31 protein-coding genes are annotated in these 20,151 nt (G+C 68.1%); 3 read left to right on the top strand and 28 right to left on the bottom strand.

Annotation, left to right across the window (positions count from 1 at the left end; all coding sequences use genetic code 11):
- Nucleotide 1: 1 nt before the first annotated feature.
- The 28 genes from ABZ622_RS36190 to ABZ622_RS36055 form a co-directional block, all read right to left on the bottom strand.
- Complete coding sequence (locus tag ABZ622_RS36190; protein ID WP_360550698.1) at nucleotides 2-589, bottom strand: hypothetical protein; 588 nt, start codon at nucleotides 587-589, stop codon at nucleotides 2-4.
- 54 nt (nucleotides 590-643) lie between these two features.
- Entirely contained in the window at nucleotides 644-1,414 is a 771-nt protein-coding gene (locus tag ABZ622_RS36185) for a hypothetical protein (RefSeq protein ID WP_360550696.1), read from the bottom strand.
- A complete protein-coding gene (locus ABZ622_RS36180) occupies nucleotides 1,395-2,882 on the bottom strand; it encodes a phage portal protein (protein WP_360550694.1) in 1,488 nt (495 codons plus the stop codon). Before ABZ622_RS36180 ends, ABZ622_RS36185 begins: the two co-directional genes overlap by 20 nt.
- Nucleotides 2,828-4,477 carry a terminase gene (locus ABZ622_RS36175; protein WP_360550692.1) on the bottom strand — a complete coding sequence of 550 codons (1,650 nt, stop codon included), beginning with the start codon at nucleotides 4,475-4,477 and terminating at the stop codon, nucleotides 2,828-2,830. The genes ABZ622_RS36180 and ABZ622_RS36175 overlap by 55 nt, the downstream gene beginning before the upstream one ends.
- Before the next feature lie 73 nt (nucleotides 4,478-4,550).
- A complete protein-coding gene (locus ABZ622_RS36170; RefSeq protein ID WP_360550690.1) occupies nucleotides 4,551-5,006 on the bottom strand; it encodes a hypothetical protein in 456 nt (151 codons plus the stop codon).
- 192 nt (nucleotides 5,007-5,198) lie between these two features.
- Complete coding sequence (locus ABZ622_RS36165; protein ID WP_360550688.1) at nucleotides 5,199-5,366, bottom strand: hypothetical protein; 168 nt, start codon at nucleotides 5,364-5,366, stop codon at nucleotides 5,199-5,201.
- 53 nt (nucleotides 5,367-5,419) lie between these two features.
- Complete coding sequence (locus ABZ622_RS36160; RefSeq protein WP_360550686.1) at nucleotides 5,420-5,617, bottom strand: hypothetical protein; 198 nt, start codon at nucleotides 5,615-5,617, stop codon at nucleotides 5,420-5,422.
- Between the two features lie 296 nt (nucleotides 5,618-5,913).
- On the bottom strand, nucleotides 5,914-6,261 hold the full coding sequence (locus tag ABZ622_RS36155; protein ID WP_360550684.1) for a hypothetical protein: 348 nt from the start codon (nucleotides 6,259-6,261) through the stop codon (nucleotides 5,914-5,916).
- A 38-nt stretch (nucleotides 6,262-6,299) separates the two neighbouring features.
- A complete protein-coding gene (locus ABZ622_RS36150; RefSeq protein WP_360550682.1) occupies nucleotides 6,300-6,842 on the bottom strand; it encodes a class I SAM-dependent methyltransferase in 543 nt (180 codons plus the stop codon).
- A gap of 70 nt (nucleotides 6,843-6,912) precedes the next feature.
- Nucleotides 6,913-7,137, bottom strand: coding sequence for a helix-turn-helix domain-containing protein (locus tag ABZ622_RS36145; RefSeq protein ID WP_360550680.1), 225 nt, complete (start codon nucleotides 7,135-7,137; stop codon nucleotides 6,913-6,915).
- Nucleotides 7,138-7,920: 783 nt separating this feature from the next.
- On the bottom strand, nucleotides 7,921-8,451 hold the full coding sequence (locus ABZ622_RS36140) for a hypothetical protein (RefSeq protein WP_360550678.1): 531 nt from the start codon (nucleotides 8,449-8,451) through the stop codon (nucleotides 7,921-7,923).
- Between the two features lie 15 nt (nucleotides 8,452-8,466).
- Nucleotides 8,467-8,847, bottom strand: a complete 381-nt coding sequence (locus ABZ622_RS36135) for a hypothetical protein (RefSeq protein ID WP_360550676.1) — start codon at nucleotides 8,845-8,847, stop codon at nucleotides 8,467-8,469.
- Nucleotides 8,848-8,863: 16 nt separating this feature from the next.
- The gene (locus tag ABZ622_RS36130; RefSeq protein ID WP_360550674.1) at nucleotides 8,864-9,295 is read right to left on the bottom strand and encodes a hypothetical protein; all 432 of its coding nucleotides are present in this window, start codon (nucleotides 9,293-9,295) and stop codon (nucleotides 8,864-8,866) included.
- A 189-nt stretch (nucleotides 9,296-9,484) separates the two neighbouring features.
- On the bottom strand, nucleotides 9,485-11,482 hold the full coding sequence (gene traB / locus ABZ622_RS36125; RefSeq protein ID WP_360550672.1) for a plasmid transfer protein TraB: 1,998 nt from the start codon (nucleotides 11,480-11,482) through the stop codon (nucleotides 9,485-9,487).
- Between the two features lie 34 nt (nucleotides 11,483-11,516).
- Nucleotides 11,517-11,735, bottom strand: coding sequence for a hypothetical protein (locus ABZ622_RS36120; protein WP_360550670.1), 219 nt, complete (start codon nucleotides 11,733-11,735; stop codon nucleotides 11,517-11,519).
- 38 nt (nucleotides 11,736-11,773) lie between these two features.
- Complete coding sequence (traA, locus tag ABZ622_RS36115) at nucleotides 11,774-12,451, bottom strand: plasmid transfer protein TraA (protein ID WP_360550668.1); 678 nt, start codon at nucleotides 12,449-12,451, stop codon at nucleotides 11,774-11,776.
- Between the two features lie 65 nt (nucleotides 12,452-12,516).
- On the bottom strand, nucleotides 12,517-13,854 hold the full coding sequence (locus tag ABZ622_RS36110; protein WP_360550666.1) for a hypothetical protein: 1,338 nt from the start codon (nucleotides 13,852-13,854) through the stop codon (nucleotides 12,517-12,519).
- A 39-nt stretch (nucleotides 13,855-13,893) separates the two neighbouring features.
- A complete protein-coding gene (locus ABZ622_RS36105) occupies nucleotides 13,894-14,301 on the bottom strand; it encodes a hypothetical protein (RefSeq protein ID WP_360550664.1) in 408 nt (135 codons plus the stop codon).
- Between the two features lie 41 nt (nucleotides 14,302-14,342).
- Complete coding sequence (locus tag ABZ622_RS36100; RefSeq protein ID WP_360550662.1) at nucleotides 14,343-14,792, bottom strand: Pycsar system effector family protein; 450 nt, start codon at nucleotides 14,790-14,792, stop codon at nucleotides 14,343-14,345.
- Between the two features lie 99 nt (nucleotides 14,793-14,891).
- Complete coding sequence (locus ABZ622_RS36095; RefSeq protein ID WP_360550660.1) at nucleotides 14,892-15,155, bottom strand: hypothetical protein; 264 nt, start codon at nucleotides 15,153-15,155, stop codon at nucleotides 14,892-14,894.
- A 78-nt stretch (nucleotides 15,156-15,233) separates the two neighbouring features.
- The gene (locus ABZ622_RS36090; RefSeq protein ID WP_360550658.1) at nucleotides 15,234-15,539 is read right to left on the bottom strand and encodes a hypothetical protein; all 306 of its coding nucleotides are present in this window, start codon (nucleotides 15,537-15,539) and stop codon (nucleotides 15,234-15,236) included.
- 2 nt (nucleotides 15,540-15,541) lie between these two features.
- Nucleotides 15,542-15,718: a hypothetical protein gene (locus ABZ622_RS36085; RefSeq protein WP_360550656.1), complete on the bottom strand. Its 177-nt coding sequence runs from the start codon at nucleotides 15,716-15,718 to the stop codon at nucleotides 15,542-15,544.
- A gap of 16 nt (nucleotides 15,719-15,734) precedes the next feature.
- Nucleotides 15,735-16,181, bottom strand: a complete 447-nt coding sequence (locus ABZ622_RS36080) for an NUDIX hydrolase (RefSeq protein WP_360550654.1) — start codon at nucleotides 16,179-16,181, stop codon at nucleotides 15,735-15,737.
- 51 nt (nucleotides 16,182-16,232) lie between these two features.
- Complete coding sequence (locus ABZ622_RS36075; RefSeq protein WP_360550652.1) at nucleotides 16,233-16,514, bottom strand: hypothetical protein; 282 nt, start codon at nucleotides 16,512-16,514, stop codon at nucleotides 16,233-16,235.
- A 207-nt stretch (nucleotides 16,515-16,721) separates the two neighbouring features.
- Complete coding sequence (locus tag ABZ622_RS36070; RefSeq protein WP_360550650.1) at nucleotides 16,722-16,943, bottom strand: hypothetical protein; 222 nt, start codon at nucleotides 16,941-16,943, stop codon at nucleotides 16,722-16,724.
- Nucleotides 16,940-17,125: a hypothetical protein gene (locus ABZ622_RS36065; protein ID WP_360550648.1), complete on the bottom strand. Its 186-nt coding sequence runs from the start codon at nucleotides 17,123-17,125 to the stop codon at nucleotides 16,940-16,942. Before ABZ622_RS36065 ends, ABZ622_RS36070 begins: the two co-directional genes overlap by 4 nt.
- Before the next feature lie 11 nt (nucleotides 17,126-17,136).
- Nucleotides 17,137-17,634 (bottom strand): HNH endonuclease, encoded by a 498-nt coding sequence (locus tag ABZ622_RS36060; RefSeq protein WP_360550748.1) that lies wholly within the window; start codon nucleotides 17,632-17,634, stop codon nucleotides 17,137-17,139.
- Between the two features lie 245 nt (nucleotides 17,635-17,879).
- Entirely contained in the window at nucleotides 17,880-18,116 is a 237-nt protein-coding gene (locus ABZ622_RS36055) for a helix-turn-helix domain-containing protein (RefSeq protein ID WP_360550646.1), read from the bottom strand.
- Between the two features lie 161 nt (nucleotides 18,117-18,277).
- Here ABZ622_RS36055 and ABZ622_RS36050 point away from each other — a divergent pair, with 161 nt between their 5' ends.
- The 3 genes from ABZ622_RS36050 to ABZ622_RS36040 all read left to right on the top strand — a co-directional run.
- On the top strand, nucleotides 18,278-18,823 hold the full coding sequence (locus ABZ622_RS36050; RefSeq protein ID WP_360550644.1) for a UTRA domain-containing protein: 546 nt from the start codon (nucleotides 18,278-18,280) through the stop codon (nucleotides 18,821-18,823).
- A 1-nt stretch (nucleotide 18,824) separates the two neighbouring features.
- Nucleotides 18,825-19,598, top strand: coding sequence for a GntR family transcriptional regulator (locus ABZ622_RS36045; RefSeq protein ID WP_360550642.1), 774 nt, complete (start codon nucleotides 18,825-18,827; stop codon nucleotides 19,596-19,598).
- 221 nt (nucleotides 19,599-19,819) lie between these two features.
- A partial coding sequence (locus ABZ622_RS36040) for a hypothetical protein (protein ID WP_360550640.1) occupies nucleotides 19,820-20,151 on the top strand: 332 nt, incomplete at its 3' end.

Here is a 20,151-nt window from a genome sequence, read left to right as displayed (position 1 = left end):
CTCAGTGGCCCGTCAGGGCCCTATGCATGAGTCCGGCGAAGATGTCGCCTGGATCGGAAGATGTGCGATTGCCATTGCCCGAGGAACCCTGCGTGCGGTCCGGCCGGGGCGAGCGCGGGCCCTCGTCCGGTCGCGCCCAGTGCGGCTTCCGCTTCAGCAGGTCGGCGAGGTCGCGTTTGATGGCTTCGGAGTCGATGGCGCCGTCGTCGTCCACATAGGCGGCGAGATCGAGGGCACCCGCAGCGTCCTCCGGATCTGCAAAGTCCTTCGCAGCCAGCGCCTCGACCTTCGAGGCAACCGCCGTCCGGACTGCCTTTACGGCACGCCCCTGTGCGGCCGTGAGCTGCTCACCAAGACGCTCGGCCTCCGACTTCTGTGCGTCCTCTAGCTCCTGCGCCCTCTTGGCGAGGGGCTCAAGCTCCTTGGCCTTCGTCCGGTACGAGGCGGACTCCTTGCGGAGCTTCTCGATCTCCTTGCGCGCCGCCTCCGGATCGGACCACGGGTCCGCCCTGGTGACCTCCGCCTTCGGAGCGGTCTCGGTCTCCTCCGGCTGCTGCTCTACCTGCTCGGTCTCGGTCTCTTCGGGCATGACTTGGTCGCCCTCCTGGGGCTGAGAAAGGCCACCTCCAGGGCGGCCGTGGGATTACAGAGCGGGCAGATGCCCGTGATCGGCGAGAGCCTGGCGGAACCGCCTCAGCTGGTCGCCTGAGTGAGGCGCCGCGAACTCGCGGTACAGCCGCTCCCACTCACGTGCGTGATCGGACAGCTCGAACCGCTGCCCCCGGAACACCGGGACGACGCCGCAATGGCATCCGTCGTGCGACCGGGAGTTCGCCGTTTCCTGCTTGTAGACCGCGCCGCGGGTCGCAAGGAGTTTGCAGAACGCGCACGCTCCGAGCGATGCCGCGCGAGCCCACGCGGTGGCCTGCCGATCCTGGCGCACCGCCTCCCGGACCGTGCCCCTGCCTTGGTCGGTGACCAGCTTCTGCACGACTGCCTCGGCCTTCTTCTCGGCCTGGTCGAGGCGGGCCCATAGCGGCTCGCGCTGGGCGTCTGTGGTCGCGGGATTGTCCGTATCCCGCTCCCAGATGTCCTTGGTCGCCCACCGCAGGCTGGTGTCGACCTGCTCGTCCGGTGGCGGATCCAGCAACGGAACCGTGAACCGGCCCGTCACCGCAGCCGCCACACGCTCAGCCTCGTAGTAGTCCGCCGCCAGCGACGCCGACGCCGACCCGTACTGGTCGACCAGCGCCCTTACAGCAAGGATCCAGTCAGGCACCGAGGCCTGCAGCCTCGACGGGATGATGAGCCGCCGAAGACTGCGCATGTCGCGCGTCAGCATCCGGGTCAGGCCCTGCTGTGCCCGACGATGCCCGTCCGCTGCGGCGCCGCCGTCAGAGACCCTCGTCGCCACCGCCGGCCTCCGGGTCCGCAGCAGGCTGCACATCGCCGCCTGCCGCCGTCAAAGAGGCCAAGAGCTGCCGCCCCTGAGCCCGCCGCCGCTCGGCCGACACTCGCTGTCGCTGGTCCTCGGTGAGGCCGGCCATCTCTAGCGCCACATCGCTGTCAGCGGGAAGGAGCCCAGCTTGGACCATCTTGACCGCGGCATCCGTCTGGGCGGCCAGCGTCGGTGTCGCCGGATTCCGCCACACCGCCTCGATCCGGCGCGACTTGTCCGGCGGGGTGCCGTCACGCACCCACAGAGCCAGCCGCATCGCCTCACGATGCGTCGCCCCGAAGCGCCGTATTCGCCGCTCGGCCTTCTTCACCAGCATCCCCTCCGAGCTGCGGATCGCGTCCGCGCTCGCCGGGTTGTCGCTGGTGTAGCCCAGCATGTGCGGCGGCAGCCCCAGCTGCGTCGCCATGATCCGGGCGTACAGGTCGATGATTTTGGTCTGGCCAGACGGGTCATGGGCCGTGAACTGGCCGACGGTCGGTACCGCTCCGTCCTCGTCCCGCTCCAGCGCCAGCACACGGCCGATGTACGTCTCCCAGGCCGACTTGGCGTTGCCCTCCGCGTCCTGGAAAGCTGACTCCGACGCGCCGAGGATGTACCGCTGCGGCGCCCCGAAGAACTCCGCAGCCACCTCCATGCCCATCAGACGGCGGCAGGCCGCATCCGTGATGGACATGACCTCGGGCGTGATCTCGCTCTTACCGACCCGGTCTGCGGTGCGCTGGCGGTTCGCCATCCGCAGAGCCAACACCCTGCCGAGCTTGTGCTCGTCCCGGTCGATGACCTCCCAGCCGCCGTCGACCTCGACTGCCTGGATGGTCTGGTCGGGCAGATAGAGGGTGACGAGGCGATCGTCCGGCGCGAGGCCGTAGTCGAGTCGGTCAGCCTGGCATTCCCGCAGGGCGGACCGCGGCTCACGGCGCCGTGCATCCCAGTCCAGCGTCATGTCCAGAGGGGACTCGAACGTCACCAATGGCGGCGCGTCCCCGCCATCGCTTGACCCGGCGACCACGTACTCACGGCCGTAGGTCAGCGCGTCCAGATGCGCGAGCGATGCCTCGTCGAGCCAGTCGTTCGCCTCCACGATCTCGTCCAGGTCCGAGGAGTCCGATCCGTCGGCCCAGCGGAAGGCCTCCAGGTCCAGTCGCTGCTCCAGCGCCTCGACGCCGATCCGCGGCCAGCCGATGACCGTGTGCAAGCCCTTCAGCTGTGGCGGGATCGAGATGCCCAGGTCTCGCACCAGTTGCTCGCCGTTGAAGTACGCGTCGAACAGTTCCAGCTTGAATCGCTGCGACAGCAGATCGGACCGCAGCATCGTCAGGATCTGCCGCTCATCGTCCGACAGTCCGATCAGGGGCAGCGTGGGATTCGTCATCGCAGCACCACCACCCGCCCCTTGCCGCGCGCCGCCGACCGCTTCGACCACGCCGTTGAGTTCATGACCATGCGCCGGAGCATCCGGGCCCCGATTGCGCACACGGCAAGGTCGACCTTCCGGGCCGACTCGCGGTGCTCCTTACCGATCGTGTAGCCCCACGCATTCGTGCGGCGCCGTGCGTTCGCGATGTGCTGCCGGAGCACCTTGTGGCCGTCGTGCGTGAGCTGGCGCTCCAAAACGTCCCGGTAGAACCGGTCGACAGCCTCCGTGAATGTCTGCTGACGGCGCCGGTCGCGCATGTCCCACATGACAGCGTGCTGGCCGTGGCCACTCGCTACGGCCTTCAGCTTCAGGCGGCGGCCGTACCGCTGGGCCCAGGCGTCGATGTAGCCGTCCCAGTACCGTTCCCCGTCCGCCTCGTCGAACCCGGAGCCCGGGTCGGCGAAGAACGCGATCGGCTTGTACGTGGCGAATGCCAGATCCACCGTCCCGTCAACCTCCTCGCGCGGCACCCTCCAGGGCACGCCCTCCGGCCAGTTCGCTGGCCGCTGCCAGACCCCGATCGTCTGCACTTGGCCGTCCGACAGCCGACAGGCCACCAGGCCCGTCGCGTCGTCCGACTTCGAACCGTCGAAGAACAGCACTAGCTGGTCCCCCGGCTGGAGTTCGATCCCCTCGTGCGGACAGGCGTCCCACTCGTAAGGCGCCAGGTAGGCGTCTTCGGCCGCGGTGATCTGGTTGAACCAGAAGCGACGGGACCGGCTCGGCGGGTTCCGGACGTCGAGGATCGACGCCTTCAACCGATCGATGTCCAACCACGTCGAGTCGCCGCGCACGGCGCGCAAGGTCGGCGCAATCCACGCTTCTGTGAGCTTGGCTTCGGCCGGAGCCTCCAGGCTGTCGTAGAACAGGCCCGTGTCAGCGCTGCGGCCGGCCTCGGCCGACTCGAACGCCTCCCTGGTCCGCTCCGCCACCGAGTCCTCGCCGGGCTCGTAGGCGTTCGTGTTCGCCAGCGTGCGGGACTGCCCGTCCGCCGACTTCGTCGCGTTGCGCTCGATGACCGCGGCCATTTCGTGCCCGCCATTCGCTGACAGCCAGTGGTGCGTCTCCCCCAAGTTCACCGCCGTCGGGCGGCCGCCCTCCAGCGCGCGGGGCGAGCTCGTGACGGCCTCGATCCGGGCCCGCCCCTTGTCGGCGTAGATGATCTCCTTGCCGAGATCGATCCGGTACTCCTCGATCGCCCGCTTCGTCAGGATCGACGGAAACAAGGTCATCGTGTTCCGGGTCTGGTCCTGCGACACAGCCGCGATCTGCACCCACGCCGCCGGGTGCTGCTGCCCCAATGGCTGCCCGGCCGGGACGCCCCACTCGTTGCCCTCGTCGGCCACCTCGTCGAAACGGCAGGGGCCGACGAACTCGAAGGTCGACCAGGTTGCGATGAGCGGGTCCTTGCCCCAGCCCTTCAGGCGCTGAATCACACCATCACGCCACAGGAACCGGTTCGTGACCGGATCCATCGCGTACCACCACAGCGTCAGCCGCGCCTGCTCTGGCGTGTACCGCCACGGTGCCCCGACGTAGTGCTGCAGGTACGTGGACGTCCACGCCAGCGCGTGCCAGCCCAGCGTGTACTCCGGGAGCACGAACCGGCTGTCCGCCCCGCGGCGCCACGTCGGGCCCAGGACGAACGGAGTGACGACCTCGGGGACTCCCTCGTCAGCCACCGATGCGGGACTGGTAGTCGGCGATCGCCGTCACGGAGGCGGGCACCTTCGTGGCCGGCTGCCTCCGCTCCAGCTCGATCCGTGCGCGGCGGCGGTCGCCCTCCGTCGTCAGCAGCGACGCCATGACGCTGTTCAGCGCGGCAACGTACTGCCCGTTCGGCGGCCGATCCGACTTCAGGCCCCGCGACATCAGCTCCGCCGCATACCGGGCCATCGCCCAGTCCGACGGCTGATAGAACGCGGCCTGACCAGACTCGCGCAGCGAGAGGTACCAGTCGGTCGCAATCTCATGCCAGTTGCCATCCGGCTCCGGCAGGTCAGGCAGATCGGCTGGCGCTCCCGACAGGGCCTTGGCCAGGTCCGGGCCATCGACCTTGTTGGCGCGGCGCCGCTCCTCGCTCCGCTTGGGGATGGGTCCACGAGTGCCCATGACGACCTCCAGGGTCAAGGTGCGCCACCAGGGCGCACGGGGCAGATGACATAAGCCGCGCCAGCCGCCTCCAGGGCGGACGGCGAGCGGGGGGAAGGGGCCTAGGAAACCCGTAGCGATTCCCGGGTGCTATACGGCCCCGATGGCTGTGATCACGGGGAGGGGGATATCCCCCCGGGTCCGGGCCGGCCGAGCAGCCGGCCGCGAGTCTCAGGGATCGCTGTGGGTCCAGGAATGGGCCCAGACGTCGGTGTAGTCGGACTCGACCCGGATCATGAGGTGATCGCATGTACTGGTCGCGGTGCGCATCCGCGTGACGATCGGGATGAGCAGGTCGCACTCGGGACACTGGACATGCAGTGTGCTGGTCGCGCTCACCCATCGACCTCCTCCGTGCCGGCCGACCGCGGCCTGCCTCCTGGCCTTGTGGGTCAGCCCTCTGCCCGCTCGTCGTCAGGCTCGTTGATGCGGGTGATGGTCGCTCCTGCATGTGAGGGCACAGCAAGGCACACACCGTGCTGGTCATCCAGTACGGCCCACCCCTGTGCGAGCCTGAGTTCCAGGCGCGCGTCTTCGACGAGGATGTCCTCGCCTTGACCTTTGGGGTAGGTGATCAGGTAGCGGGGCATGGCCTACTCCTTGATCCCTGGGTGTTGTTCGGCCGGCCGTTTCCGCGTGGGGTAGCCCTTGGCCTTCGCCGCCGCTGCACCTTCGCGTGCACTCTTCTGGTCATGGCACAGTCCACAAACGCCCTGCAACCCGGCTTCGCTGTGGTCATCGCGCATGGCGACGATGTGGTCGCAGAACGCGGATGGTCGGACGTCGCAGATCTTGCAGATGGGATCGCGTTCAAGAATGCGGGCCCGGATTTTTCGCCACCCGGGCGGGAGTCTTTTCACCCGGCCGGAGTTCTTCCAGCCCCCACTCACTTGAGAAACGCCCGCGCCTCCGCTTGGGCCTGGGCCACTTCGGCCAGGACCTGCTCGCGGAAGCCGGCGAGGTCAGGTTCAACGCGGATCCGGACGACGTTGCCGTCGGCCGCCTCGGTCAGGGTGACCTCGTTCCCAGGAATGTCGATGATCTCGGGGGTGACGATCGCGGCGCGAGCGCCGACTCTATTGGCGATGTCCTGCCAGTAGTCACGCCACGGTGTGTCGACTCCGAGGGCGATGCGTTGCGGTGCGGTCTGGTCGATGACGAGCACGAACGGCGTCTCTTCTTCGCCGTTCTCTCGGTAGACGGTGGGAAGTTCGAGGATCTGCAGGCGGGCCATGGCGCGGGCTCCTAGCTCTCGCTGTGCGGCGGGGGTGTTCAGGGGCGCCGGCTCCACCACCACACGCCGAGCGTGTTGCCGTACTCGTACTCGACTCGGCCGCCGAGGGCGGTCAGGACCTGCCACATGTCGTCCGCATCCCACTGGTGGATGTGGGCTTCGTGCGAGTTGCCGTCGACCTCACCCTGTACGGACTCGACGATCGGCACGGACACGAGGATGTGCCACGCGCCGGCCTGCTCGATCCGCCGCAGCAGAGCGACGGCGTCTTCGCGCGGCATGTGCTCCAGGATGTCGCCGCAGATGACGAGGTCCCGGTGGAAGAAGTGCGCCTCGGACTCACGCGCGTCCTCGACGTGGATCTCGTCGTACATGCTGCGCGTCTTCGTCGACTTCAGCTTGTACTTGGCCACGTAGGGCTTGTGGATCTCGATGGCGGTCCACCAGACGCCCTTGTGGGCTGGCCGGAAGAGCCGTGCGTAGGTGCCGTCTCCAGGTCCGATGTCGCACACGGTACTCGGCAGGTACCGCTCGAACCGCGCGAGGGACCAGCCCTTGCCCTCGGCGTCGCTGGTCGGCATGACGTCCTCCTGGATCACGTTGCTGTCCCGCCGCCGGTCCCTCTGTCACGGCTGGCGGGGCGGTCTGGGGTCAGGCAGCACGGGCACCTTCAGGTAGTGCTGGCGGGTCGCCGAGGGTGACCTCACCAGTCCAGTCGTCGACGGTCTTACGGGGCAGTTGGGCAAGGTTGTAGCGGACGGCCTTGCCGGTTCCGTACCGGGCGATGCGGCCTTCGGATGCCCAGCGCCAGATCGTGCCGACCGGCCGGCCCGTGTAGTAGGCGGCGTCGGTGGCGGTGACGAGTACCAGAGGCACGCTGACCTCCTCGTAAAACGGCGAAGGGCCGCCCAGAATGGGTGGCCCTTGCGACAGAAGTTCTATTGGGACAGATCATCACTTCGGTGTGCGTCGCGTGTCAAGCGGGACAGGCGGTTTGGCTGCATTCCTGACGCTCCGTCCGCCAGACTGGCGTCATGTCGACGGTCTTCATGGTGCAGGCGGATTCCCAGGAGGAATGTGCCGCCGAACTGGCCCGCATGTGTGTCGCATTCAGCCTGCGGCCACTCCTGCCGCCGACGCGCAGCACGGGGACGGAGCGGTGGCTGGCGAGGGCCACAGCGAAAGCCCCGGCTGATGAGGTCTGGGGCCCTGCCGCGCAGTGAAGTTCTATGACGCTGAACTGTCGGTGGGTCCTATCGCGGGTGGAGTCCGCCGTCGGCGGAGAACCATCAGGATGGCCGCAGCCCAGAGCAGCGCTCCCAGCGCCGCGCCCCCCGCACCCACCGTTCTGACGGTCTCCCATGCCGCGCTCTCCACAAGTCGGCAGTCCGGGGCACATTCCCACGTTCGAGCACCATCTGTCCTCGCAACCCCAAGAGTGGCCGACCCGAGCAGGAACAGGGCGATGCCTGACCAGAACATCCAGCGGGCGGCTGCCTCGTACCCGCGCGAGTGAGTATCGACCACGCGACCACAGTCCCAGCCACCCGGTCAGCAGGCAACGGTGCGGGACATTACTGAACCCCGGACCGTGAAGTCCGGGGCCCAGCCGTGCGGTGAGCGGTCAGCCGTCCGTCAGCAGCGCCCCATCGGGGTCTCCTATCGGGGGGCCTGCTGGTTGTTGGTCTTGGCCCACACGCCGCGGGTCTGGGTGTGGGTGCTGCGATGGTCCTGGGTGACGGGCTCGTTGTAGTGGTGGTGGTGCGTGGGCGGCGCGGACTCGACGGCGGCTTTGGCTCGCCCGACGAGGCGGCCCAGCGCGAGGACGAGCGCAGTAGGAGCGCCGACGACGATGGCGCACACGACGGGGTCCGCGCTCCCGGATGCCACCATCACGAGCGACGCGGTACCGCCGACGAGTGCGGTCGTGACTCCCCCAGACAGCATCAACGCGCTGGCATCCGTGGCCCGCTGGCTCATCGGGGGCCGGCCGGGCTGGGGTACCGGCGCCGCGGTGCCGACGGCAGGGAGCGGAGTGTCATCGCGGTAGGACGTGGCCTGTTGGGCCGCCAGTGCCTCGTTGACGGCACTGATGAGCTTCTGGGCTTGGTCGTTGGCGGACTCGGCGGGCTTGTCAGAGGTGGTCTGCCCGGCCTGGGTCTGCTGCTGGTACGGCTCGGGCAGCGACATGACGATTGGTCTCCTTTAGGCGTTGCGGAAGGTGTCGAGGATGCGAAGCTCAGCGGCGGGAACAGGCACGACGAGCCAGTAGGGGTCGTTCGGTGTGCCAACCGCCCAAGTCCCATGACCATTGAGGCGGGCTAGCTGGGCTTCAGTCAGTCCACACCCGCAGTGATCAGAGACGATCGTGAAAAAGTGGGATCCCCAGCGTCCGTCGGTTCCATCGTGGTCGATACGGATTGCTTGTCGCGCTTCGGCGGGGGTAGACGCGACCGCGAGGGGCGCCCGCCTTTTAACGATCAGGTATGCGGTGGATTCTTCAGTTGCGTCGGGCTCGATCACGTCCGCGTGATCAGTAGGGTCGGCGTGACGAGCAAGCTTCGGGATCAGGCTGAGCAGGCGCATTCATCTCCTCGGCTGGCTAGGCGATTCGGAAGGTGCCGACGCGGCGGGTCTCAATGAGCTGTCCGGCGTCGACCAGTTCGGTGATGTGCTCGGCGATCCAGGTGCGGGAGCGTCCGATGCGTGGGGCGGCCTGGGCGAGGTCCGCGGTCGTGATGTGGGTCTGTCCGGCGGCCACGAGTTCAGCGAGGAGCCCTGCGATGACCCGGGCGGCGCGTTCCGGAGTCGAGTAGCCGGGCCGGTTCTCGGCGAGGTCGTCCCGCAGGAAGTCCAGGAGCCGCTTCTGCTGCCGGGCGGTGATGCTGTTGGTGGATGCGAAGGCCCAGTCGGGCGGGTAGCGGATTTCGAGGCGTGCGACGGCGGGTTCGGGGTCGTTGTCGACGGTGGTCCAGGTCCGGAAGGCTGCGGCTAAGACCTTGGCTCGCGAGCCGTCCGTTTCGGGCGATTTCATCGGTTTGTCTCCAGTGTCAGATTGAGGTGTCACCCGGAGGGCGGTCACGCGCGCGCACGCGCATGACCTATAGAGATCGGCCCTCCGGAGGGGGCCTGACACCCGAAACTGACTCTTGATCATGCATTTTGGGGTGTCAGCCGGTGTCACCGCAGGTCAGAGGGGGTGTCAGCGCTGACACCCCCGGTGTCAGACCTCGGCCATTTCCGGGTACAGCAGCCGGTAGACGCCCGCCTGATCGGTTTCTGACAGGTGAATCCCGGCATCTGACAGGTCCCCGAGGGCTTCTGACACCCACGCACGGGACCTTCCGATGCGCTCCCCCTTGCCGAACGGCCCAAAGTCCTTCGGCCCGATGAACTCGCGCTCCTCGGCGCGGAACTCTCCGAGCATGGCCATCAGCGAGTCCATGCCGGCCTCCGGCGTCTGCTCACGCACCGCAGCCTGCTGCTGCCCGAATGACCACGTCTCCCCCACGGCCGGGATCTCCTGCTCTGCGTCCACGTCGGGTACGAACCCGTCGTCGTCGGGGTCGTCGCCAACCATGGCCTCGATCTCCCGGTCGACTTGCTTCTCGATCAACGCCTTCTCGGCGGCTTCAGTCTCGTCCTTCGACATGACGATGGTCTCCTGTCCGGTGGTGTCATTGCTGGCCGGTGCGGCGTCAGCGTCGTACCGGGTCCGGTTGGCATATGCCTCACCGGCAGCGGCGGCAGTAATTGGGTCGACATCGGCGCGCGTTGTGACTGCGAGCGTCCCGCTGATCTGGTCGTCGTCGATCATGTAGGTGCGCAGCGGGACGGCGTAGCGCTCCTCCTCCACGCCGGGGGCCACGAGGTAGGCGTATCCGGGTTTGCGGTTCTCCCATGCTTCGGGGCGAGCACCGGCGTCGCGCACATCGTCGGGCAGTGCCATGTCGGCGGTGGTGGAGCCCTTGACGCCGAAGCACAGCACACCGCCAAGCTGCTCGCGAACGTCCGTCGGCATCGAGGTAGAGGAAGGTCGCTGAAGGCTGATGATGACGCTGATTCCGGCGGATCGAGCCTCCATGACGAGGCCTTCCATCTCGGTGCCGTTCCGGAAGAACTTCGCGGCTTCCTCGATCCACACGATCATGTACGGCATGCCGAGCTTTTCGAAGGCGGCGGGAGTCCAGTTCTTGAAGCCGTGCTGGCCAAGGGTGTTGGCGCGGGCGGTGATGACCTGCGACAGGGCGTCGATCATGTTGTTGCCGCCCGCCTCCGTCATCTCCACCCAGTCCATGTAGGGCAGGAACGCCGCGAACGTTTGCATGCCCTTCGACGGGTCGACGCCCCACACGATGACATCAGGCTTCGTCAGAACCTCGGTCATGGCGACGGAGATGCCCGTGGACTTCGCGGAGCCGTTCATCCCAGCGGCCAGGAAATGGGTGCCATTGCGCTTGGTCTGATCGTCGTAGGGGAACCACAGGACAGCCTCCTGACCGTCCTCGTAGATGCCGATGGCGATCGGATCCGTGATGCTGCCGCCAGGGTTGGACGGGCCGGGCCAGACCACACTGGTCTTCAGCATGTCTTGGGGGACGATCACGAGGTTGGTGTGATCGGCTCGCTCAGGGTCGGGCTGGAGACGTGCGCTCGTGGGAGCGATGCCCAACTCGACGGCGATCTCCTTGAGCCGGTTGCCGAGTTCGTCATTGGTGATGCCGTCCAGCTTGAGCGGCGCTGTGACCTTGTTCGGCTCGACCTTCGGCTGGCCGCGCAGTGCAGCCTTAGCGTTGCCGATGGACTTCACGAGGATGCCCGTTTCGACCGCGCCGCCTTCCTTCTGCGGGTCGACGTTGACGCGCAGCGCCTGTCGAATGTTCCACGACCCGGCGGCCACGGCCCCGCCGATGACGAGCACGGACGCCATGGCGGGCTCGACCGGTCCCGTGACCGTGCCGATGACGAGGTACGTGGTACCGAGCGCGGTGGACAGGGTGGCGTGGATTCGGCGGCCGGTCTTGGTGCCCTCCCCCGCCCACCACGTGGCGGCGGTCAGTACGCCGGCTGCGACGGTGAGGCCGATCGCGGCGGGTACGGAGTCGCCCCAGTAGTGGTGGGCGGCGAAGGTGGCGGGGACCTCGGCGGCGACAGCCAGCCAGGGCCTCATGCGGGGGTGCTTGGTGGCCTTCCACAGGTCGGCCTTCGGGCTGTCAGCCACGGGATGTGCTCCTGTTCTGGGTGGGTGTGGGAGTTCAGCTCTGTCGGGCGGCGTGCTTGTCGGCTGTCTGCTGAATGAGGTCGGTGAGGTCGAACTCGATCGCGAGGTGGATCTGCGTGGCGCGCTCAATGTCCTTGCGGGCGCTGAAGCTGGCGGGCTCCAGGGCCAGCGTCTGGGCTTCGAGCTGCTTCGACGCCGCGTCGAGGAGGTTGATGGCCTCCGCGATGGTGGTGGCGGTCCATGTCTGCTTCATGGGGGTTCTCCTTGTCAGTGGTGGTTGCGTGGGTGGCGTCAGCGCCAGCCGAAGGGCTGGCGGGCCTTCGGCTGGGCTCGGCGGCCCTTGCCGATCGTCCGGAGCTCGGACTCGAATTCCCGCTCGAACGTCCCGTAGAGGCTGGCGAAGTACTTCTGCTGCGCCTTCTGTGCGGCAGCAGACTTCTTCAGCCACCGGGTGACCCGGCGGGCGCGGGCGCGGGATCCGCTACGGCTCCCGGACGTGTCGGGGATGGTGCGGAGGACGGCCTCCAGGTGGTCGGCGTCCATGGCCATCTCGGTGGCGAGGTTCCGGGCCTTCTTCCGGTAGTGCTCGCAGTACGCGCGGATGTCCTCGTTCGACATGAAGTCCGACCCGGGGACTGCTCCGCCCGCCTTCCCGACTCCGGCCGGCCCGACGGTGCCGCCACCGTTACCGTTCTGGTCACCGCCACCTCCGATGTTCACGGTGACCGGCGGGACGAGTGAACTGCCCAGCCCGCCGACGAAACCGCCGGCCGCGGCCCCCGCCGCACCTGCGACCCGCGCACCGCGACCCGGCCCCGTCGGCCCCGACGGCTGCGCCGGAGCCTGACGGCCCTCCGACCGCGCCGGCTGCGGCCCGGGGAACGACGGCTCGCCGCCGCCCTGCGCGTGCTGGCGGGGGACACCCCGCCCGGTCTCGTCATCGGCCCAGTTGTAAACGCTGCTGCTCACTTGTCGTCCTCCAGGATCTCGTCGTCGTCACGGGCCATCTCGGCCCGCTCGGTCAGCTCGTGCGGTCAGGTGTTGTCGGCGGCGCGCTTGGCGGTGATGGCGGCCTGCTTGCGGGCCGCATTCACGTACTTCGCGGTGTCGCCAGGGCGTCGCTTTCCGGGGCGCGCGGGAGGGTTGTAGACGCGGCGGCCCTTCGAGGGGGGCATTTGCGATGCACGCTGCGCGTTTGCGGTCTTGTTGAGGGCGTTGACGGGCTTCTTTTGGCGGGCCGCTTCGACCCTCATCTCGGCTGCGTTCCGCATGCGGAGAACCTCCGCAGATTCACCTGGCAGGGCGCCGTCGACGTCGAGCTTGGCGCGCTTCCAGATGGACTCGGTGATGGTCTGCTCGCCGAGGTCGGCGGCCAGCCGCTTGGCGTGGCGGTAGACCTCCGGGAACTCTTCGGCGCGGAGCTTGTCGAGACCCTCGGCCGACTCCCGCGCAGCCTTCTCGCGGTATGCCTGGCGCTCCGCGTCACGCTTCTCCGCAGCTGCCTGCTCTTCGGCCTCGGCCTTCGCGGCCTTCTTCAGCGCCTTCCGCTCCCGGCGGGTCAGCACCCCATCGCGCTTGCGGATGCGGCCGTTCTCGTGGAGGTCCCACACGCCGGGGCCGGCGAGAGACGCGAACGCGGTGCCCATTGCGGTGGCGGGGTCGAACGCGGCAAGACCGTGCCAGAGGTTGATTCCTGCGGCGATGAAGGCGAGCAGCCAGGCGATCAGCCGGTAGTGCCAGGACGGCCGCCCGTTGGCCACCGCTGAGGCGGCGCCTTTCTGTACGACCCAGGCGCCGCCTTCGAGCATCACCGGTGCGACCATCAGCCACAGGGCGCGCGGGTTGTAGAACGCGGCGATCTGGACAGGCATCGCAACGACGGCGCAGACGCGGTAGAACCACAGGGCGTAGGAGCGCCACTTGTCGTCGGCGACCGCAACCTCTTTGGCTACGACTGCCGCAGCCTCCTGGTCCTCCCTTTCTGCCTGCCGGGCCTTCGCCGTGGCCCGGTTGGCTTCCTCGCGCTTCCGGTTGGACTCGGCGATCCGGGCGTCGCGGGCGGCCTGCTCCTCAGCGGCACGTGCCGCGGCCTTGTCGTTGGCGAGCTTGAGCTTGCGGGCTTCCTCGCCCGCCTTGATCTTCAGGGCGTCGGCTTCGGCCTCGGCCTTGATGCGCTGCTCCTCCGCCTCTGCGTATACCCGTGTGCGGATCGCGTCGGCTTCGGCCTGGGCGACGAGGTCAACGGCGGGGGCAGTCAGTTCGGGCTGGGGTTCCGGGGCTAGCTCGACGACCGGCTGTTCGACCGACGGGACATTGAACGCGCTCCGCCAGTCCCGGATAACGGGTACGGCGGTACGGTCGTGGCCGTTCACCTGGGGCGGGCTGGTCGTCACGGTGCTGGTCCTTTCGGTTCAGGCGGTGGGGGTGGGCTGGCTCTTGAGCCAGTTCTCGATGTCGCGGGCAAGACCGCCGTCGTCGCCGGGGTCGTCCGGTTCGGTGTCGTCGTCGCCGTCATCGGGGTCACCGCCGCAGCACTCGCACTCGACGCCCTGCCAGATCCGCCCGGACTGCCACAGCCCGTGGGCGGAAGTGCCGACCAGGTCAAGGACCCAACTGGGGCCGGCGAACAGGAGCGCGGGGAGCAAGGCGCCGGCCGGAAAGCCGGGCGCTCCGGTGACGACGAGGACAGCGACGAGGGCGATGAAGCCGGCACCGCGCCACTGGTGGTGGCTGCGGGTGAGAAGCACCTCGCGCGGGCGGAGGGCGAGGTCGCGCCAGAGACGGATCAGGTCGGCGACGGGGCGGGGCAGGTGGCTCATCGGAGCTCCCAGTCGATGCGGTGTTGGATGCGGTCAGGTACTCAGCGGGTGAGGATCGCGGCGCCGATGGCCATGACCGCGACCAGCGAGGCGTCGCCGGAGCGTCGGAGCTGGGCCATCTTGCGGAGAGCGATCCGGCTCAAGGCCTGGAGTCGGGCCAGGCGGCGGTCACCGGTCAGGGCATCGGCGATCTCAGCGAGCTCCGCCGTGGCGTAGAAGCCGAAGTGGGCCCGGTCGCTGACGATCTGGCCGGGGGCCGCGAGGCGGGGGCGGATGACCAGCAGGGCCAGGACCACTCCGCCGACCAGGGCGACCGAGCCAACCACGGCAAGCACCAGGGCCAGGCCGTCGATGTCTGTGCCCAGGAAGCTCAGCGCCGCGACGAGCAGTCCATCGAGCGTGAGCAGAAGTCCCGCCTTCGTGTCGGTGCGGCTGATCTCCGAGACGGTGTGGGTAAGCGCGCTGTCGAGATTGGTGTCCGTGCGGTCCATGGCGGTCCTCTCGGTAGTGGTCGAGTGGTGCGGGTCCGGGTGGTCCGGGCCTCTCTGCCGCCACCAGCCGTGGGGTTGGGGACGACAGGGCGGGCTGGGTCAGGCGGTCGGCTTCGGCATAGCGCGGCACTTCTCGGCGTGCTCCTGCGCCCAGCGGCGTCCCGTGCCCAAGTCGCGGGAGATGTAGGTGCTGTCCCCGAAGGTGGTCTCGCATCCCCGGCAGACCCCGGTGATGTAGCCGGTGCCGGGATCCCCGCCGAGGTCGACGGTGATGGTCGGGTCGGTCAACGCCTTGCCCGCGTCGGTGAGGTAGCGGGCGAGGGTGCCCTTGTGCCAGGCAGTGGTCTCGGTCTGCGTGCTCATGAACGTGGTCCTTTCGGATGGGGTGGTGTGGGGTCCGGCCGTCTGTCGGCTCGGCGGCCGGACCCCGGTGATGGGCGGTCAGACCATGAGCCGGTACTCGTCGGCCATGTCGTTGGCGCGGGCGAGGTACTCGGCGGCCTTGCCGAGGAGGACGGCGCGTGTGGTGTCGTCCGTGGCCGTGTTGGCGTCGGCGAGGTACTGACCGCCGGCCTCAAGCTCGTCACCGCCGTTGATCCCGGCGGCCTCGAAGTTCTCGGAGGCCACTTCCAGCTGGTAGGTGAAGTCGGAGACGGTGGTGGCGGGCTCCTCCTCGGCGACGAACGCGATGCCGGTGGCGTAGTCGGCGAGGATCATTTCGGCGGTGATCGGGGCGGCGGTGGTCATGGTCAGTCCTCCAGGTCGGTGTCGTAGTCGCCGACGCGGGCTGCGTCGGCCATGGAGCGGTGGTCACGGGCAAGGGAGGCGCACTGGCGGCCGCCCGGCGTTCCCGGGGCTGCGGCCGCGAGCCGGTCGAGGGCGGCAGCCTCCTCGGTGTGGAACTTGATCGCGTCGCTGCGCTTCATGTGGGGCTCCTTCGGGTCAGATGCCGTCGATGGCGGTGCGGATGATGTCTGCGTGGTCGAACGCCAACGGCGGCAGGGCGTCCAGGGGCCACCAGCGCACGGCTGCTGCGTCGTCCCCGGCCTGGGCGATGGTGTCTTCGGGGACCTCGACGGCGTAAGCGACGGTCACGTACCGGCCGCGCGGGTCGCGGCCGGGAGTGTCCCAAGCACCGATCCGGCGCAGCTGTTCCGCGTCGACCTGGACGCCGGTCTCCTCGGCCAGTTCGCGGGCTGCAGCCGCGAGACTGTCCTCGCCGGGGTCGACGTGGCCGCCGGGCAGCGCCCACGCGCCTTCGTGCGGTGGCCAGCCCCGCTCGATCAGCAGCACGCGGCCATCCGGCGTCATGGCCACCACATCGGCGGTGAGGCGGATGGTCTCGTAGGTCTCGGTCTCGGCGGTCGCGGATCCGGGCTTGCCAAACATTCGATTCCTTTCGGGTCAGTTGCTGCTGATGGCGGCGGAGGCTTCGGAAGTTCAGGCCGCAGCGGGGGTGTTGAGGCCGCGGATCTCGTCCATGAGGCGGGGCTCACCGGGCGTGGTCTGGTCGAGGTCGATCGCGGCGAGGATCACGGCCGTCATCTGGTCGTGGTCGCCGACCGACCATGCGGCCCGGAACTCGTCGAGCAGGGACACGGCGAGCCGGTCGGTGTCGACGACCTGCGCCGCAAGCGCCTCGGCCTGGGCGACGGTGGTGGTGGCCCGGCGGCGGGCAGCGAGGTCGGAGACGGTGGCCAGGTCGGCGTTGGAAAGAGACATGGTGGTGCCCTTCTGCGTGGTTTGGGGTGTGGTGGAGAGCCGCGGTCGCGGCGGTAAGAGGGGGTTAGCGCTGTGCGCGGGCCTGCTGCCGGTCGACGGTGGCTCGGACGTCTGCACCGGCCTCGTAGTCACGGCGGCAAGCGGTGGGAGTCGCGGGCTCGGCAAGGATGCTGCTCTCGCGGGGAGTGGTCGGCTGGTCAGCCACGACTACCAGTCCCCGAAGGTGCAGACGGGGCCGCATTCGCCGCGGACGTGGGGGCCGTTGGCGGCGAAGTGGGCGTCAATGGAGCGTCGCCGCTGCTCGTCGAGACGGACCTCATGCCGGACGTTCCAGCTGACCGGTTCGGCGCCGGCCTTGAGCTCGTCGCAGCGGGGACAGCCGTCGACCTTCTTGCCGAAGTTCGGCTTGTGCGAGTGCTTGGTGGTCATGCCGCCACCTCGACAGACGCGGCGGTGAGACGCAGGGCCTCGCTCGCGTCCCGGTCGGAATCGTCGCGGCGGATAGTCCGCACGTAGGACGCGGCCTCGTGGGCGGCGACATCGGCCGGGGACTGCAGCACGGTGGGAGCGATCGGCGCCATGGTGGCGCGGGTAAGCTTTGCGGCATCCATCAGGGGTCCTCTCAAAGATCCTGGTGGTCAGGGCCGGCCTGCGATGTAGGAGTCGCGGTGTCCGGCCCGTCTGCTGTTGTGGGGTTCAACTTCGCGCGGCGTGGATCGTGATTGTGACGCCCGTCGTGGCCAGAGACACGGGTGCAGGACTTTCCTGACTCGCTCACGTATCCGCAAGGGTTAGCGATCTCCAGCGGAGGGCGCTGGCGGCGTCGACACTCCCGGCAGACGCGCGATCCGGCAGGCGAGTAGTACGTATTCACCTCGTCGAAGGGGTGGCCGTTCTTGCAGTGCGTCTGTCGAGCCTGCAAGGCGCTGGGCGACTTGTGCGACCTGTGGACGTTCTCGGCCTGGGTCACCGCTTCGAGGTGATGGGGGTTTATGCAGCGGTGATGGACGCACGCGCCACCAGGGCAGGATTCATCCCGGTTGTGGCATGTGTGATCAAGCACGAGCCCCTCCGGGACGCTTCCGAAGTGGAGCTCGTAGGAGGCCCGGTGAGTGGTCATCTTGCGGCTCCCCTCCCCGATGTAGCCGTAGCCGTTGACGCCGACATAACCGGTCCAGAGCAGGCAACCGTTGGGGGCAGTGACAGCCTTGCTGTAGAGCCGCTCCGCCAGAGGGGTGCCGGACTTGATCGGCTCGAAAGTCCCCGCCGCTTTGGCGCTCCTGAGGAAGCGGTTGTAGCACCGACCGCATCGCCCCCTTCGGAGCTTGCGCCCCTTGTCCTTGCCGCAGTCGGCGCACTCACCCATCACGCCGCCTCGGAAAGCTCAGCAACCGGACCGCGGCGCATCCGATCGGCGATGACGTGCTCGGGAATGCGGATCTCTCCGCCTCGCTTCTTGCTGCCCTCGCTGGGGCTCTTGCCGTAGCGGACGGCAGAGATCTCGCCTTCGTCCACCCACCGATAGATCGTCGACGGGTGCACGTCCAGGGCGGTGGCCGCTTCCTTGACGGACAGCGTCGGCAGCTTTACGGGAAGCGCCATCGCGGCGTCCTCCAATCCGAGTTGGGGTCGGCTTGACGTTCTCGACTGTACTGCTATTTCTAAAAAGCAGCAAGCTTCTCGCGACGTTCGGATGCCTGACCTGCCCGCTTATCGTGATAACCAGCTAGGTTCGTACTACGGAGAAGGAGACGGAGCGGCTAGTGGCCAGCGACAACGAGTGGGTCAGCACCTCGGCGGACTACATCACCCCACGCCCTGTCGGCGCGGTGGACGCCTGGACAGAAGAGGCGGCCAGCCAGGCGACACAGGGACGACAGAAGCTCGCATACGCCGGCGAGGCCGCGCCACCGTCAGCGATTGCGGGCGCCTTCGGGCTCACAGAAGGCGAGTACGTCATCGCGCGGAGGCGCATCATCTACGCCGACGACGACGCGGTTGAGCTCGCCAACACCTACTACCCACCACACATCGCAAGGGGTACACCCCTCGCCGATCCCCGAAAAATCAAGGGGGGTGCGGTCACCTACCTTGCCCAGCTGGGCCACACCCCGGCGCGAGTCATCGAGGACGTCACAGCCCGCCCGGCGACTGAGATCGAGCGGATACAGCTCAGCCTGTCCGAGCGCGACCCAGTCGTCGTCATCGAGCGACTCACGCTCGACAGCTCCAACCGCCCGATCCAGGCCGACGTGATGGTCGCCCCCGCCAAGCTCAGGCGGCTCCGATACGAAATGAAGGTGAGCTGAGATGCCCGCGATGAACCGAACTCCCAAGAACGCGGTCGACCCTCGGCCCCTCCACGAGCGGATCGCTACCGACTTGCGCCGACAGATCCTTGCCGGCGACCTGCCGTCGGGCGGCAAGCTGCCGAGCACCGAGCAGCTCAAGGAGCGGTTCGGTGCGTCAAGCGCCAGCATCCAGAAGGCCGTGACGATGCTGAAGGAGGAGGGCTTGGTCGAGGGCCGAGCCGGCTCGGCCGTCACTGTGCTTGAGGCTCGACGCCAGCCGTTGACTCCGGCCGCATACTCGAAGCCGGCCGAGCCCGGCCAGCCGTACCGATGGATCACGGAGGCCGAGGCGAGCGGCCTGCAGCCGAAGATTCAGATCTTGGATGTAGCTGAGGTTCGACCGCCTGCAGACGTCTGCGCAGCTCTCGATCTCGGCGAGACAGGAGCGGCCGTACTCCGAAAGCAACTCCTCTCCTTCGGTGACGAGCCGTGCGAGCTGGTGCACTCGTACTACCCCCTGGAGCTGGTCCAAGGTACGGCAATGACGGGCAAGGCGAAGATCAAGGGCGGTACGCCCACGCTGCTTGCCGAGCTGGGGCACCCGCCGCTTCACACCGTCGACCAAGTGACGGCCGAGGAGGCGACCACCGAGGAGTACGAGGCGCTGCAACTGCCGCGCCAAATCGCGGTTCTGCGGACGTTCCGCGTCGTCTACAGCACCGATGACAGGATCATCGAGGTTACGACAATGGCAAAGGCCGGCCATCTGTACGCACTGCGATACGACTTCTGACCTGCACACAAGGCGCCCCAACCCAGGCCGGGTTGGGGCGCCTTCTCGTTTGCTTCATCAGAGCCGCTAGCAACCATTCACAAATCGCGATACGGTTCGTGTGTTGCTTCGGGTAAACCCGAGCAACAAGAAGGCCGGACGGTCGCCACCATCCGGCCTGAAGATCAAAGCGGGTCGCCACCCGCTGACCAGTCGAACCCAACTCTCAGACAGGTTCATCCATGACTGTACTGCATGACGCCCCCGCAGTCCCCGCCCCCACCTCCGAGCAGGCCCCACCCACTTCCCCGCGCACGTGGCTGCGGCGCATCCAGACCGGCGGCCAGATCGTGGAGACGTGCCCGGAGTGGTGCACGGACAGCCACCGGAACGACGCCCGCGGGCACCTGGACGACCTGTCGCACGGTTCAGCGTTCGACGGACCCGCACTGTCGGTCTTCGACGCTACTCATGGGGCTCTCCCGGTGCCGATCCTGGCCGGCCGGATCAACGTGGATCCGTACAGCAGCGACCCCCGGCGCAACGTCCCGCACCTCACGCTGGAGCCGTTCCA

Origin of the sequence: Streptomyces sp. NPDC007164 (assembly GCF_040634135.1) — a bacterium.
GTDB lineage: Bacteria > Actinomycetota > Actinomycetes > Streptomycetales > Streptomycetaceae > Streptomyces > Streptomyces sanglieri.
The sequence above is the reverse complement of the archived record's forward strand: the minus strand, read 5'-3'. Positions and strand labels throughout refer to the sequence as shown.